A 12,890-nucleotide genomic window follows, 5' to 3' on the forward strand; every position below is an offset into this window, starting at 1 on the left:
ATGGCACATAAAAAAGCAGGCGGTTCATCCCGTAACGGACGCGACTCTGCGGGTCGTCGTCTTGGTGTAAAGAAATTCGGCGGCGAAGCCGTTATTCCCGGCAACATCATCATGCGCCAGCGTGGCACCAAGATGTGGCCAGGCATGGGCGTCGGCATGGGTAAGGATCACACGATCTTTGCAACTGCCGAAGGTGCCGTGAAGTTTCACAAGGGCCTGAAAGGCCGCACCTTTATTTCGGTTCTCCCTGTGGCGGAGGCCGCAGAGTAAGCCGAATTTCTCAACCAAAAGATTTGAGGGGATCGGTTTTCGCCGGTCCCCTTTTTTATTCATAAATTTGCTACCATATCCGTTTAGGTAGCACCAAAATGGCTTGTTTTTCGAGGAGGGAAAGCATGATCCACGAGGAAATCACCGTGCAGCAGACGATCCAATCGGATCGCTTCTTGCTGCGTCCGTGCCGCAAATCGGATGCAGGGCTGATCGCCATGTATGCCAGCGACGACCGCGTTGCGCGCGGCACACGGTCGGTGCCGCATCCGTTGCCCCCCGGCACGGTCGAGGCGATGATCGAACGCGCTCTACTGTCGGACCGGACAGAGGATGTCTGGATCATCGACGGTTCCGCCAATGCCCATGCAGAGGCTTTGGGCCTGATCAGCCTGGAACGGATGGACCGCGCGCAATCAGAAATCTTTTACTGGATCGCGCCCGCCTTTTGGAACACCGGTTACGCGTCAGAGGCCGTGCGCGCCCTGATCGCCGCGAACCCGCATCAATCCGAACGCATCTTTGCCGAGGTGTTTCAAGACAACCCCGGGTCCGCCCGCGTGCTGACCAATTGTGGGTTCGACTATCTGGGTGATGCAGAGGCGTTTTCCGTTTCGCGCGGTGCGACGGTGCCGACATGGACCTATACGCTGAAAACCGGCGCATGACCCGGCCCATGGCTTGAGAAGCGCAGCACAATAGACTATCGCCTGCGCTGAACAGCCCAGAAAGCCCGAACCTATGAAGTTTCTCGATCTTGCCAAGGTCTATATCCGGTCCGGTGCCGGTGGCGCGGGCTGTATTTCATTTCGCCGTGAAAAGTTCATCGAATATGGCGGCCCCGATGGCGGCGACGGCGGCGATGGCGGCGATGTGATCGTCGAGGCTGTCGACGGTCTGAACACGCTGATCGATTTCCGCTATCAGCAGCATTTTTTCGCGGGCAGCGGCCAGCACGGCATGGGCAGCCAGCGCACTGGCAAGGATGGCGAGGATAAAATCCTGCGCGTCCCCGTTGGCACCGAAATCATCGACGAAGACGAAGAAACCGTCATCGCCGACCTGACTGAGATTGGCCAGCGCGTCATCATCGCCAAGGGTGGTAATGGCGGCTGGGGCAATCTTCATTTCAAGACCGCCACCAATCAGGCTCCCCGCCGCGCCAACCCCGGGCAAGAGGCGATTGAACGCACGATCTGGCTGCGGCTGAAACTGATCGCGGATGTGGGTCTGCTGGGGATGCCGAATGCGGGTAAATCCACCTTTCTGGCTGCCACATCCAATGCGCGGCCCAAGGTTGCGGATTATCCGTTTACCACGCTGGTGCCCAATCTGGGTGTCGTCGGCGTCGATGACGTCGAATTCGTGGTCGCCGATATCCCCGGCCTGATCGCGGGCGCCAGCGAAGGGCGCGGCCTTGGCGATATGTTCCTTGGCCATGTCGAACGCTGCGCCGTGCTGTTGCACCTGATTGATGGCACATCGGGTGATCCGGCGGGCGATCTGGTCACGATCATCCACGAATTGGAACAATATGGTGGCGAGCTTGCCGATAAACCGCGCATCACCGTGCTGAACAAGATCGATGCGTTGGACGCCGAAGAACGCGCCTTTTTGCGCGACGAACTGGCCGAGGTCGCAACCGGCCCCGTGATGCTGATGTCCGGCGTCAGCCGCGAAGGCATTACCGAGGTGCTGCGCGCCCTGCGCGGCGAAATCGACGACAACCGCCTGCGCCACCGCGTGGCAGAGGCCGCCACGGATGACCCCGAATGGCGGCCCTGAATGATGCCAAACGGCTCGTCGTCAAGATCGGGTCGGCCTTGCTGGTCGATGCCGCGACGGGGGCTTTGCGACAGGATTGGCTGACATCGCTGGCCGCTGATGTGGCCCAGATCAAGGCGCGCGGGGCGGATGTTATTCTTGTGTCATCTGGGTCCATCGCGCTTGGGCGCGGTGTGCTGGGTCTGCCGCAGGCCGCACTTGCGCTGGAACAATCACAGGCCGCCGCTGCCGTGGGCCAGATCCGGCTGGCGCGCGCCTATGAACAAGCACTCGCCCCGCATGGCATTATCGCGGGCCAAGTCCTTGTTACACTAGAAGATTCCCAAGACAGGCGGCGGTATCTGAACAGCCGCGCCACGATGGAAACCATGCTGGGCTTCGGGGTGGTCCCGATTGTGAACGAAAACGACACGATCGCCACCGATGAAATCCGTTATGGCGATAATGACCGGCTTGCCGCCCAAGTCGCGGTGACCATCGGGGCAGATCAACTGGTGCTTTTGTCCGATGTCGACGGGCTTTATACCGGCAACCCCAAGATTGATAGCGCCGCGCAACACCTTGTCATTGTTGATAAAATAACGCCAGAGATTGAAAACATGGCTGGTGATGTCGGATCAACCCTGTCCAAGGGCGGGATGATCACGAAAATCATGGCCGCGAAAATCGCGACTGACGGTGGCTGCGCCATGGCCATCGCCCTTGGCACCGGCCTGCATCCGCTGGCGGCCTTGGCGCAGGGCGCACGCAGCACGTGGTTCACCGCACAGGTCGACCCGCAAGCCGCGCGCAAACGCTGGATCGCTGCGATGAAACCACGCGGTACGGTCACAGTGGATGACGGGGCGGGCAAGGCATTGCTGTCCGGCAAAAGCCTGCTGCCCGCCGGTGTGACCGGCATCATCGGCAGCTTCGGGCGGGGCGAGGTGATCACGATCTCCGATGCGGCAGGCGCGCCGCTGGGCCAAGGCCTGACCCGCTACACCAGCGCCGAGGCGCGCCAGATCATGGGCCGCAGATCAACCGAAATCGCGGCGATTTTGGGCTATGAGGGCCGCGCCGCCTTGGTGCATCGTGACGATATGGTGCTGTAAGGACAGATCATGACAGATATCCAAACCCTGATGGCAAAAATCGGCGTAGATGCGCGCGCCGCCGCCATTGTTCTGGCCACCACCGGATCGGAACGCAAACATGCCGCCCTGATCGGGGCTGCCGATGCGATCTGCGCCAATGTCATGCAGATCCTGGACGCCAATGCCGAAGATCAGGTTTACGGCGCACAAAAGGGCCTCAGCCCCGCAATGATGGACCGGCTGGTCCTGACCGAACCGCGCATCCGCGCCATGGCCGAAGGTCTGCGCAATGTCGCGGCGCAACATGACCCCGTGGGTGCAGTGATCGCCGAATGGGACATGCCCAGTGGCCTGCATATCCGCCGCGTGCGCACACCTTTGGGCGTGGTCGGCGTGATCTATGAAAGCCGCCCCAATGTCACGGCAGACGCAGGCGCATTGTGCCTGCAATCGGGCAATGCGGTGATCCTGCGGGGCGGGTCTGAAAGTTTCCATTCCTCCACCGCGATCCACAAATGCCTGCAAACAGGCCTGCAACAGGCGGGTCTGCCCGCCACCGCGATCCAGCTTGTGCCAACCCGCGACCGTGCCGCCGTCTCTGCCATGCTGACCGCCACCGACCATATCGACGTGATCGTGCCGCGCGGTGGCAAGGGGCTGGTCGGGCTGGTCCAGCGCGAAGCCCGCGTGCCGGTCTTTGCCCATCTCGAAGGGATCTGCCATATCTATGTCGGTGCTCACGCCGATCCGGCGATGGCGCTGGAGATTGTGCTGAACGCCAAAACCCGCCGCACGGGTATCTGTGGTGCCATGGAATGTTTGCTAATCGATTGGCGGTTCTACACGCAGCACGGATCGCTGTTGATCGACGCACTGATCAAAGCCGGGGTCGAGGTGCGCGCCGATGGCGATCTGGCCAAAATCAAAGGCACTACGATTGCGCAACCCGATGATTTCGGACACGAATTCCTTGACATGATCTGTGCGGCCAAACTGGTCGACGGGGTGGATGCCGCTATCGCGCATATCCGCGAATTCGGGTCCAACCACACAGATGCGATCATCACCGAAGACGCGCAGGCCGCCGCCCATTTCTTTGCCCAGCTCGACAGCGCGATCCTGATGCATAATGCCTCAACCCAATTTGCCGATGGGGGTGAATTCGGCATGGGCGCGGAAATCGGCATCGCCACCGGCAAGATGCATGCGCGCGGGCCAGTGGGTGCCGAACAGCTGACCAGTTTCAAATACCTTGTCAGCGGCAATGGCGCGGTGCGCGGCTGACGCCCCCAGCTTCTTATTTCCAAAAATACTCATCTTTTTTCGGCTTGAGGCCGGGGAGGTCCCGGATCAGGTCCGGGACGGGTCGGTCTACACGTTTTCAGAAACTCACGACGATCCGGTCGCTGCTCATCTTGACCTTCAACGCGCGCCCCGCCTCTTGCAACATGCAGGGCAAGAGCGCGAATTGCACCTGTGCTGCGGAATAGGTAAAAGCGGTATCGCCGGTGGCGAGCCTGTCCCACAGACAGGGATCGATATTGAACCGCAGACATTCCGCGCTCAGCACCCAACGGCCATCGATGACGCTGACATGGATGTCGCCACCCACGGGCATTGCCGCCTCAAAACATTGCAGCAGCAACAGCGCGCACCTCACCTCGCGACGGGGGCGATCCTCGGCCACTTGCCAGAAATATGTAAACCGGCCCCCGCGGGCCAGCACTGATATGAACGACAGCACATCAGCACTGCCCAGCATCTGTTCCGTACTGGCCGCGCCATAGGCGATGCGGTAAAACCTGATCCGCGCATTGGCGTTCTGGACAGAATCGGCGATCAGGTTCATCTCTGCGCCGGGATTGCCATCCGTCAGCGCCAAAAGTTCCAGCCCATTGCCGATCGCCCCAATTGGGCTGATAAGGTCATGACAAATTCGAGAGCCGACAAGAGTGGCAAGATCAGGCCGCATGACAAAAACTCCGGTATAGGGACATCGAGATGACAGGCATCAATGCAATTCTGGAACCAGGAATGCTTGTCCGCCATCCTGCGCAGCCAGATTGGGGGATTGGCCAGGTGCAATCCAATATCGCAGGCCGGATCACTGTAAATTTCCGAGAGGCAGGCAAGATTGTCATCGAAGGGCACCACATTTCTTTAGAGATTGTCACGGATAACTAGATACAACTTAAGGTTGAACATTTTCGCTCACATCCGTCAACTGTGTGAAACAACTGGTTTAATTTGAACGCGAACAGGTTAACGATTCATTAATGAACGAAATGCAGGACCCTCCGCCTGATCTGGAAACAGGCCATCGCATGCCGCCGCATTTTGCAGTGTCAATTGCGCAAAATATTTGTGACGTGCAGGCGGCGCAGCGCTTGCGGTATTTGGTTTTCGTTTCCGAATTGGGGGGCGACGGCCCGTTGGTTGACCATGATGCACAGTTGGAACAAGACCGATTCGATGCGCATGCCGTTCATTTATTGCTGCGCGATACAACCCGCGCAGAAAATGATCAGGTGGTGGGTGTTTATCGTCTGTTAACCGAAAAGGCCGCGGTGGCCGCGGGGCGGTTCTATTGCGAATCCGAATATGACCTGTCGCGGCTGAAAACATCGGGGTTGCGATTGTTGGAGCTTGGCCGGTCCTGCCTGCACCCCGATTATCGCGGCGGCATGGCGATGATGCATCTGTGGCAGGCACTGGCTGCTTATGTTCAGGCGCAAAAGATCGACGTGCTGTTCGGTGTTGCGTCCTTTCACGGCACCGACCTGAAGCATCTTGGCGGACCGCTCAGCCTTTTGTTCCATCGCCACCTGGCACCAGAACCCTTTCTGGTGCAGGCCAAAGGTGCCGGCGCGGTCGACTTTGCGCCACTGCCTGCCGACCAGATCGACCGCGTGGCCGCGATGCGCGACACGCCCCCCCTGATCAAGGCCTATCTGCGGATTGGCGGTGTTGTCGGGCAGGGGGTGTATGTCGATCATGCGTTCAACACCACGGATGTCTGCCTGATCCTGCCCACAGCCTGCATCAGCACGCGACAAAAACAGATCTACAGCCGGCCCCTGTCCGATGGTTGAGACATGGCAAGGGACCCCACCACCGGACCATCCGCCGCTGGGTTTGCGCGACTGGATGCGCGTGCTGCGCCGTGGCGCGCCTTTGGCGCTGCTGGTCTTTGGCGGGCTGCTGGTGTTGGTGCTGATCCGCTTGGTCGAAAAGCCGTTTTTCGGGCAGCGGCGTCCTGTGACGCCTTTTGTGACCCAGGCGGTCTGTCGCGCGGCATTCGTGCTGTTGGGGATCGGTTATCACACGCAGGGCACGCCCATGCGCGGCCCCGGTGCGGTGGTTGCCAATCATGTCAGCTGGCTCGATATTTTTGCGCTGAATGCGCGCAAGCGGATCTATTTTGTTTCGAAATCGGAGGTGGCGCGCTGGCCCGGTATCGGCTGGCTGGCGCGCGCGACCGGCACCGTGTTCATCCGGCGCGACCGGCGTGATGCGCTGAGCCAGATCGCGCTGTTCCGCAACAGGTTGCAGGCGGGGCACAAACTGTTGTTTTTTCCCGAAGGCACATCGACCGATGGCTTGCAGGTGCTGCCATTCAAACCGACATTGTTTGCCGCCTTTCTTGACCCCGCCCTGCGGGCTGATCTGCAGATGCAGCCGGTGACATTGCGCTATTGCGCGCCCACAGGGGCGGATGCGCGGTTCTATGGCTGGTGGGGTGATATGGGGTTTGGACCGCATCTGCTGCGCACTTTGGCCGCAAAGCAGCAAGGCCGCGTGCGCGTGATTTATCACTTGCCGGTGCAGGTGCGTGATTATACCGATCGCAAGATGCTCGCGCGGGCGTTGGAGGACCGGGTGCGCGCAGGGTTGGCAGGCTAGGGGCGCTGCCCCTCGTCGCTGCGCGCCTCACCCCGGAGTATTTTTGGAAAAGAGAAGTCTTAAGAGGTCATCGCCTTGAGGAGCGTGCCAAGAGCCGCTGCCGCGTCATCCTCGCGCCAGATTTCATCGCCGAAGCCAAAGAAATCGGTATGTGGTGTCAATAGCCGGATCAGGGCGGCATCCAGCGCGCCTTCGGCGACGACTGGGACTTCGATCATTTCCGACCACCAGGTGAAAAGTTCCAGATCGGCGGTGCGCCCGTCGCCCAGCGCCGAGGCCCCGACCGGGCCAAAGCTGACGTAATCGGCGCCAAGTTCGCCCGCCGTCATGCCGTCATGGCGCGAATTGCCACAAAAGGCGCCGATGATGGCGTCATCGCCCAGGTCTTTGCGGATTTTATTGACTGATCGGGCTGCGTCGAGCAGATGCACGCCGTCAAGCCCCAGCCTGTCTACCATCAACACATGGCTTTCGATGACCAAGGCCACATCCCGCGCATGGGTCACGGCGCGCAAGGCGTCGGCTGCGCGCGCGATCTTGCTGTCGTCCTTGGTGGCCAGCGCCAGCCGGACACAGCCGATATCGTTGCTATCAAGGCAGGCGGCCAAACGGTCAGGGAAGCTCGTCAGATCAAAATCTGATGGCGTGATCAAGTAGATTTGCGGTGTGTCTGCGGCGTCCGACATCTGGGCTGTTCCGGTCTTGGAAAGGGTTCGCCTGTATCTAGCGGGGATCAACCGCTTTGGCCATGCCTTGCTTGCCTTGGGGCGGGGTGCGGCGTAACAGGGCGCAGTTTCATGCAAGGAAAGCCGATGCCCATGACCAATCCGCAGCCCGCCTTTGTGCTGATCCGCCCGCAGATGGGTGAAAACATCGGGGCGGCCGCGCGCGGCATGTGGAATTTCGGTCTGGACCGGATGCGCGTGATCGCGCCCCGCGACGGCTGGCCCAACCAGCGCGCGGTTGCCATGGCCAGCGGGGCGGGCCGGTTGCTTGATGAGGCGCAATTGTTCGAGGATACTGCCGCGGCGATTGCCGATTGCGATTTCGTTTATGCCACAACGGCACGCCCGCGCGGATTGACCAAGCCGGTCCTGTCGCCCGAGGCCGCGATGCAGGACGCCTATGCGCGTATCGCCGCAGGGGGCAAGGTGGCGGTCATGTTCGGCCCCGAACGCGCGGGCATGGAAAACGACGATATCGCGCGCGCCAATGCCATCATCTCTGTGCCGGTGAACCCGGATTTCCCATCGCTGAACCTTGCGCAATGCGTTTTGTTGCTGGGCTATGAATGGCGCCGTGTGACGGGCGAGGTGGTGGCGTTGCGCCATGATGCGCCGGGCGATTGGGCGACGCAGCTCGAGGTTGAAAAACTGGCCGATCATTATCAAGACCGGCTGGACGAGGCGGGGTTCTTTTTCCCCGATCACAAGGCAGCGAATATGCAGATGAACCTGCGCAACCTGTGGTCGCGGTTGCCGCTGACACGTGCGGATGTGCAGATGCTGCATGGCATCCTGCGCCAGATGGTGCGCTGGAAGGAACGTGGTTAAGCGCCCCCTGTGGCACCCTGACGCTTGCGCTTGGGGCCTGCCGGACCTAGGTTCCGCCGCAGCAAGACGGAGAGCCAAATGTCCACCAAGCGCAGCATTTTTCAAGAGGTCGGCGACAGCCCCAAACAGGCCGTGACACCGGGTGGCATCGCCCGTGCTGGTCAAGGTGCGCGGCTGGCGATCAGGGCCTGGTTGATGGCGCTGTTCGCGCTGGTCGTGATCATGATCGCCGTGGGAGGCTTGACCCGCCTGACCGACAGCGGGCTGTCGATCACCGAATGGGCGCCAGTAACGGGGGCCTTGCCGCCGCTGTCGGCCCAAGCCTGGGAGGCCGAATTCGACAAATACCGCCAGATCCCGCAATACCAGCTGATGAACCGCGGGATGAGCATGGATGAGTTCAAGTTCATCTATTACTGGGAATGGGGCCACCGCCAACTGGGCCGGTTCATTGGTCTGGTGTGGGCCTTGGGCTTTGTCTATTTCCTGCTGCGTCGCCAGATCCCCGCAGGCTGGACCGGGCGGTTGTTATTGCTGGGGGCTTTGGGCGGATTGCAGGGCGCGATCGGCTGGTGGATGGTGGCATCGGGCCTGCAGGAGGGCATGTTAAGCGTTGCTTCTTACCGGCTGGCCACGCATTTGGGGCTGGCTTTTGTGATTTTTGGCTTCATTTCTTGGTATGTCTATTTGCTGGGCCGTCCGGCGGCTGATCTGTTGCAGGCCCGCCGATCGGGGGATGCGCGGCTTGTCAAATGGGGCGGTGTGCTGGTCGGGCTGGCCTTTGTGCAGATCTTGCTGGGTGCGCTGGTGGCGGGGATCGACGCGGGCCGTGCCTTTCCCGACTGGCCCTTGATGGCAGGCGGTTTTTTTCCGCCGGAGCCTTTTGGCCTTGATCCTGTTTGGCGCAATTTCTTTGAAGATGCAGGGCTGGTGCAGTTCATGCACCGGATGGCGGGCTATGTGTTGTTTGCTGGCGCGCTGGTGATCTGGTGGATCGCGCGCGCATCAGCAAACCGCGCGATCCGGGCCGCGTTCAACATGATGATGGCGGTGATGGCGTTGCAAGTTGTGCTGGGGATCACAACGGTGATCTATTCGGCGCCCGTGCATCTGGCGATATCGCATCAATTCTTGGCTGTGATCTTGTGGGCCACGATCCTGCGCGCGCGGTTCATGGCGCGCTATCCCAAGCCACAATCGGTCAGGACCGCGTGATGGCAGCCTATACGGACCTAATGGCGTTTCAGCGCGATACCGAGGCTTTGGCGCAGGTGGCGGGCCGGCTGGGCTGGGATCAGGAAACCATGATGCCCGGTGGCGCTGGCCCGCAGCGTGCCGAGGAACATGGCGCGATGGCCAGCATCCTGCATGCCCGTCGCACCGACCCACGTGTGGGTGACTGGCTGGAGGCGGCCGAGGCTGGCGATGACGTCGCTGCCGCCAACCTGCGTCATATCCGCCGCAGTTTCGACCGCGCGACCAAGGTGCCGGCACGGCTGGCCACGGAACTGGCACAGGCAACATCGCGGGCGCATCGCATCTGGGCCAAAGCCCGCGCCGAAGAGGATGTCGCGGCCTTTTTGCCCATGCTGCAACAGGTGCTGGATCTGCGCCGCGAAGAGGCTGCTGCTATCGCGGGCAATGCCGATCCTTATGACGCGCTGCTGGATGATTACGAACCGGGCGCAACGGGGGCCAGCCTGAGTGCGATGTTCGCGGCTCTGCGCCCGCGTCTGGTGGCGTTGCGTGCGGCTGTCCTGGACCGGCCCAAGCCAGCCACCTTAAGCGGGCTGTTCGACGAGGCCGGGCAGCTTGCGCTGTCGACCAAGCTTGCGCTGGCCTTTGGTTATGATCTGCAGACAGGGCGCATTGACAAGGCGGTGCATCCATTCTCGAGCGGCTCTGGCCTTGATGTGCGGATCACGACGCGCACAAACCCGGCCGATCCGTTCAATTGTTTCTATTCCACGATCCACGAGGTCGGCCATGCCGCCTATGAACAGGGAATTGACCGCGCGCATCTGCTGACGCCGCTGGGGGCTGGCGCGTCGATGGGCGTGCATGAAAGCCAAAGCCGGATTTATGAAAACCAGCTGGGGCGCAGCCGCGCCTTTACCGGCTGGCTTTACGGTCAGATGCGCGACACGTTCGGGGATTTCGGCATTGCCGATGAAGAGGCGTTTTATGCCTGCGTCAACCGTGTCAGCGACGGGTTCATCCGCACCGAAGCGGACGAGCTGCAATATAACCTGCATGTGCTGCTGCGCTTCGATCTGGAACGCGCGCTGGTGGCCGGTGATCTTGCGGTGAGCGATCTGGAGGCGGCGTGGAACGACCGTTTCGTCGCCGATTTCGGTTTTGCCGTCGACCTTCCGTCCAATGGTGTCTTGCAGGATGTGCATTGGTCCGAAGGGCTGTTCGGGTATTTCCCGACCTATACGCTGGGCAATGTCTATGCGGGCTGTCTGCATCAGGCGTTGCGCGCGGCGGTGCCGGATCTGGATGATGATCTGGCACGGGGTGATACATCACGCGCGACAGGCTGGCTGCGCGCCAATCTGCAGCAATTCGGGGGCCTGCGGACACCAGTCGAGACGATCACCCATGCGGCAGGATTTGCGCCGCATGAGGGGCCGTTGCTGGAGTATCTGGAGACGAAGTTTTCAGGGATATATGGTCTTTAGAACATTTATGCCTCGGGCGGGGATTACGTCAAATCGTGCTTGCGCGAATTGACGGGCTGGGAAGATCATGACCAATCGGGGGCGCGTTTTTCCAGAAAGGCGCTGATCCCTTCGTCGGTGTCGCGCACCATCATGTTCTCGACCATCACGGCGCTCGTATAGGCATAAGCTTCGGCGGTTGAGAGTTGCGCCTGATCGTAGAATGCGGATTTGCCGATCTTGACCGCGACAGGCAGTTTGGCGGCAATGGTCTGTGCAAGGTTGTGGGTTTCATCAGCGAGGTCCGTCGCTGGTACCGCGCGGTTGATCAGGCCAAGGCGTGTGGCTTCGTCAGTATGGATAAAGCGGCCTGTTGTCAGCATTTCGAACGCGGCCTTGCGCGGAATGTTGCGGGTCAGGGCCACCATCGGGGTGGAACAGAACAGCCCGATATTGACCCCATTGACACCAAAGCGTGTATCATCCGCCGCAATCGCCAGATCGCAGGTTGCGACCAATTGGCAACCCGCGGCGGTGGCGATGCCGTGGACCTGCGCGATCACCGGCTGCGGCATCGACTGGATGCGCTGCATCACGGCGGCGCAGCGCGCGAACAGATCCGCGAAATAGGCCGCCCCGCCATCGCCGGCCTGTCGCCCTGCCTGCATTTCGCGCAGGTCATGGCCGGCGCAGAAAGCCTTGCCATTGCCCGCGATGATCACGGCGCGGATCGCTGTGTCATCGGCAATCTGGTCCAGCGCGCCCTGTAAGGCTGCCAGCATCGCATCTGAGAGCGCGTTAAGCCTGTCTGGCGCGTTCAGCGTCAGATGGGCGATATGGTCACGGTCTTGGCGCAGCAGGATATCCATCGGCTTGTCCTTTGTCATGTGTCGTCGCATGCTAGGCCAGCATGCGCGCGAGGGAAAGTCATGACGCTGAAAATGGATGCAATCGCCCTGCACGGGTTTCTGGACAAGGAATTTGCACAGGTGCGGGGTGATTTTATCATCGCCGATCTGGCGCCGGACCGGATCAGCGTGCAGATGCAGGTCGCAGACCGCCACCTGCGCCCGGGTGGTACGGTCTCGGGGCCTGCGATGTTCGCGCTGGCCGATGTCACCGCCTATCTGATCGTGTTGGCCAATATCGGGCCCAAAGCGCTGGCGGTCACCACCAATTGCAGCATTGATTTCATGCGCAAGCCCGCCGCGGGCCAGATGCTGGTCTGCGAGGCGCGGTTGCTGAAACTTGGCCGTGCGCTGGCCGTGGTCGATGCGTTGATTTACAGCGCGGGGCAGGCGGCACCGGTGGCGCGCGCCAGCCTGACCTATGCAATCCCGCCTACCTGAAAAATGGGCCGGGAAAGCCCCGGCCCAGTCAGGAAAAGGCGGGGCTGTCAGGCCCGCCAGAAAGGCTTGGACACTTCGGCCATCGCCGCGGGGTGGTCCAAGCCAATATCAGGCAAAAGATGGGGCGGCAGGTCGCGCAGATGCGCGCGGGTGCGCCGGCGCAGGTCCCATGTGGTCACCATCACCGCGAAACGCAGGGCCAGTCCGGCCAGAACCGGCACATGGGACTGGTTGGTCAGTACCGCGATTTGCATTGGCTGGATCGTATATGACATGGGACAATCCTCTCGT

16 protein-coding genes are annotated in these 12,890 nt (G+C 61.0%); 12 read left to right on the forward strand and 4 right to left on the reverse strand.

Features of this window, described 5'->3' with window-relative positions:
• The 5 genes from rpmA (at window position 1) to SKA53_RS04280 (ending at window position 4,415) form a co-directional block, all read left to right on the forward strand.
• Complete coding sequence (rpmA, locus tag SKA53_RS04260) at window positions 1-270, forward strand: 50S ribosomal protein L27 (RefSeq protein WP_026352164.1); 270 nt, start codon at window positions 1-3, stop codon at window positions 268-270.
• Window positions 271-395: 125 nt separating this feature from the next.
• Complete coding sequence (locus tag SKA53_RS04265; RefSeq protein ID WP_007204828.1) at window positions 396-938, forward strand: GNAT family N-acetyltransferase; 543 nt, start codon at window positions 396-398, stop codon at window positions 936-938.
• A 73-nt stretch (window positions 939-1,011) separates the two neighbouring features.
• The gene (gene obgE, locus SKA53_RS04270) at window positions 1,012-2,055 is read left to right on the forward strand and encodes a GTPase ObgE (RefSeq protein WP_007204829.1); all 1,044 of its coding nucleotides are present in this window, start codon (window positions 1,012-1,014) and stop codon (window positions 2,053-2,055) included.
• The gene (gene proB / locus SKA53_RS04275; protein ID WP_007204830.1) at window positions 2,043-3,149 is read left to right on the forward strand and encodes a glutamate 5-kinase; all 1,107 of its coding nucleotides are present in this window, start codon (window positions 2,043-2,045) and stop codon (window positions 3,147-3,149) included. Before obgE ends, proB begins: the two co-directional genes overlap by 13 nt.
• 9 nt (window positions 3,150-3,158) lie before the next feature.
• Window positions 3,159-4,415: a glutamate-5-semialdehyde dehydrogenase gene (locus tag SKA53_RS04280; RefSeq protein WP_007204831.1), complete on the forward strand. Its 1,257-nt coding sequence runs from the start codon at window positions 3,159-3,161 to the stop codon at window positions 4,413-4,415.
• Window positions 4,416-4,512: 97 nt separating this feature from the next.
• Here the strand turns inward: SKA53_RS04280 and SKA53_RS04285 are convergent, their stop codons facing one another.
• Window positions 4,513-5,103 (reverse strand): histidine phosphotransferase family protein, encoded by a 591-nt coding sequence (locus SKA53_RS04285; protein WP_007204832.1) that lies wholly within the window; start codon window positions 5,101-5,103, stop codon window positions 4,513-4,515.
• Between the two features lie 29 nt (window positions 5,104-5,132).
• Here SKA53_RS04285 and SKA53_RS04290 point away from each other — a divergent pair, with 29 nt between their 5' ends.
• The 3 genes from SKA53_RS04290 (at window position 5,133) to SKA53_RS04300 (ending at window position 7,034) form a co-directional block, all read left to right on the forward strand.
• The gene (locus SKA53_RS04290) at window positions 5,133-5,315 is read left to right on the forward strand and encodes a DUF3553 domain-containing protein (RefSeq protein ID WP_007204833.1); all 183 of its coding nucleotides are present in this window, start codon (window positions 5,133-5,135) and stop codon (window positions 5,313-5,315) included.
• A 92-nt stretch (window positions 5,316-5,407) separates the two neighbouring features.
• Complete coding sequence (locus SKA53_RS04295) at window positions 5,408-6,223, forward strand: GNAT family N-acetyltransferase (RefSeq protein ID WP_007204834.1); 816 nt, start codon at window positions 5,408-5,410, stop codon at window positions 6,221-6,223.
• Complete coding sequence (locus tag SKA53_RS04300; protein ID WP_007204835.1) at window positions 6,216-7,034, forward strand: lysophospholipid acyltransferase family protein; 819 nt, start codon at window positions 6,216-6,218, stop codon at window positions 7,032-7,034. The genes SKA53_RS04295 and SKA53_RS04300 overlap by 8 nt, the downstream gene beginning before the upstream one ends.
• A gap of 59 nt (window positions 7,035-7,093) precedes the next feature.
• Here the strand turns inward: SKA53_RS04300 and SKA53_RS04305 are convergent, their stop codons facing one another.
• Window positions 7,094-7,720, reverse strand: coding sequence for a thiamine phosphate synthase (locus tag SKA53_RS04305; RefSeq protein ID WP_007204836.1), 627 nt, complete (start codon window positions 7,718-7,720; stop codon window positions 7,094-7,096).
• A gap of 126 nt (window positions 7,721-7,846) precedes the next feature.
• Between SKA53_RS04305 and SKA53_RS04310 the strand changes: the two genes are divergently transcribed.
• From SKA53_RS04310 to SKA53_RS04320, 3 genes are all read left to right on the forward strand, one after another.
• Complete coding sequence (locus SKA53_RS04310; RefSeq protein WP_007204837.1) at window positions 7,847-8,587, forward strand: RNA methyltransferase; 741 nt, start codon at window positions 7,847-7,849, stop codon at window positions 8,585-8,587.
• A gap of 78 nt (window positions 8,588-8,665) precedes the next feature.
• Window positions 8,666-9,802, forward strand: a complete 1,137-nt coding sequence (ctaA, locus tag SKA53_RS04315) for a heme A synthase (protein WP_007204838.1) — start codon at window positions 8,666-8,668, stop codon at window positions 9,800-9,802.
• A complete protein-coding gene (locus SKA53_RS04320; RefSeq protein WP_007204839.1) occupies window positions 9,802-11,271 on the forward strand; it encodes a carboxypeptidase M32 in 1,470 nt (489 codons plus the stop codon). Before ctaA ends, SKA53_RS04320 begins: the two co-directional genes overlap by 1 nt.
• A 65-nt stretch (window positions 11,272-11,336) precedes the next feature.
• Here the strand turns inward: SKA53_RS04320 and SKA53_RS04325 are convergent, their stop codons facing one another.
• Window positions 11,337-12,137, reverse strand: coding sequence for an enoyl-CoA hydratase (locus tag SKA53_RS04325; protein WP_007204840.1), 801 nt, complete (start codon window positions 12,135-12,137; stop codon window positions 11,337-11,339).
• A 42-nt stretch (window positions 12,138-12,179) separates the two neighbouring features.
• Between SKA53_RS04325 and SKA53_RS04330 the strand changes: the two genes are divergently transcribed.
• On the forward strand, window positions 12,180-12,599 hold the full coding sequence (locus tag SKA53_RS04330) for a PaaI family thioesterase (RefSeq protein ID WP_007204841.1): 420 nt from the start codon (window positions 12,180-12,182) through the stop codon (window positions 12,597-12,599).
• A 47-nt stretch (window positions 12,600-12,646) separates the two neighbouring features.
• Here SKA53_RS04330 and SKA53_RS04335 read toward each other — a convergent pair whose 3' ends face one another.
• Window positions 12,647-12,874, reverse strand: a complete 228-nt coding sequence (locus tag SKA53_RS04335) for a DUF1127 domain-containing protein (RefSeq protein WP_007204842.1) — start codon at window positions 12,872-12,874, stop codon at window positions 12,647-12,649.
• Window positions 12,875-12,890 lie beyond the last annotated feature (16 nt).

Source organism: Yoonia vestfoldensis SKA53 (assembly GCF_000152785.1).
In the GTDB taxonomy this organism is placed as follows: domain Bacteria; phylum Pseudomonadota; class Alphaproteobacteria; order Rhodobacterales; family Rhodobacteraceae; genus Yoonia; species Yoonia vestfoldensis_A.

Bases quoted from the DNA above. Each gene is read 5' to 3' on its own strand.
- rpmA (WP_026352164.1), top strand. From the start codon at position 1: ATGGCACATAAAAAAGCAGGCGGTTCATCCCGTAACGGACGCGACTCT.
- SKA53_RS04265 (WP_007204828.1), top strand. From the start codon at position 396: ATGATCCACGAGGAAATCACCGTGCAGCAGACGATCCAATCGGATCGC.
- obgE (WP_007204829.1), top strand. From the start codon at position 1,012: ATGAAGTTTCTCGATCTTGCCAAGGTCTATATCCGGTCCGGTGCCGGT.
- proB (WP_007204830.1), top strand. From the start codon at position 2,043: ATGGCGGCCCTGAATGATGCCAAACGGCTCGTCGTCAAGATCGGGTCG.
- SKA53_RS04280 (WP_007204831.1), top strand. From the start codon at position 3,159: ATGACAGATATCCAAACCCTGATGGCAAAAATCGGCGTAGATGCGCGC.
- SKA53_RS04285 (WP_007204832.1), bottom strand. From the start codon at position 5,103: ATGCGGCCTGATCTTGCCACTCTTGTCGGCTCTCGAATTTGTCATGAC.
- SKA53_RS04290 (WP_007204833.1), top strand. From the start codon at position 5,133: ATGACAGGCATCAATGCAATTCTGGAACCAGGAATGCTTGTCCGCCAT.
- SKA53_RS04295 (WP_007204834.1), top strand. From the start codon at position 5,408: ATGAACGAAATGCAGGACCCTCCGCCTGATCTGGAAACAGGCCATCGC.
- SKA53_RS04300 (WP_007204835.1), top strand. From the start codon at position 6,216: ATGGTTGAGACATGGCAAGGGACCCCACCACCGGACCATCCGCCGCTG.
- SKA53_RS04305 (WP_007204836.1), bottom strand. From the start codon at position 7,720: ATGTCGGACGCCGCAGACACACCGCAAATCTACTTGATCACGCCATCA.
- SKA53_RS04310 (WP_007204837.1), top strand. From the start codon at position 7,847: ATGCCCATGACCAATCCGCAGCCCGCCTTTGTGCTGATCCGCCCGCAG.
- ctaA (WP_007204838.1), top strand. From the start codon at position 8,666: ATGTCCACCAAGCGCAGCATTTTTCAAGAGGTCGGCGACAGCCCCAAA.
- SKA53_RS04320 (WP_007204839.1), top strand. From the start codon at position 9,802: ATGGCAGCCTATACGGACCTAATGGCGTTTCAGCGCGATACCGAGGCT.
- SKA53_RS04325 (WP_007204840.1), bottom strand. From the start codon at position 12,137: ATGACAAAGGACAAGCCGATGGATATCCTGCTGCGCCAAGACCGTGAC.
- SKA53_RS04330 (WP_007204841.1), top strand. From the start codon at position 12,180: ATGACGCTGAAAATGGATGCAATCGCCCTGCACGGGTTTCTGGACAAG.
- SKA53_RS04335 (WP_007204842.1), bottom strand. From the start codon at position 12,874: ATGTCATATACGATCCAGCCAATGCAAATCGCGGTACTGACCAACCAG.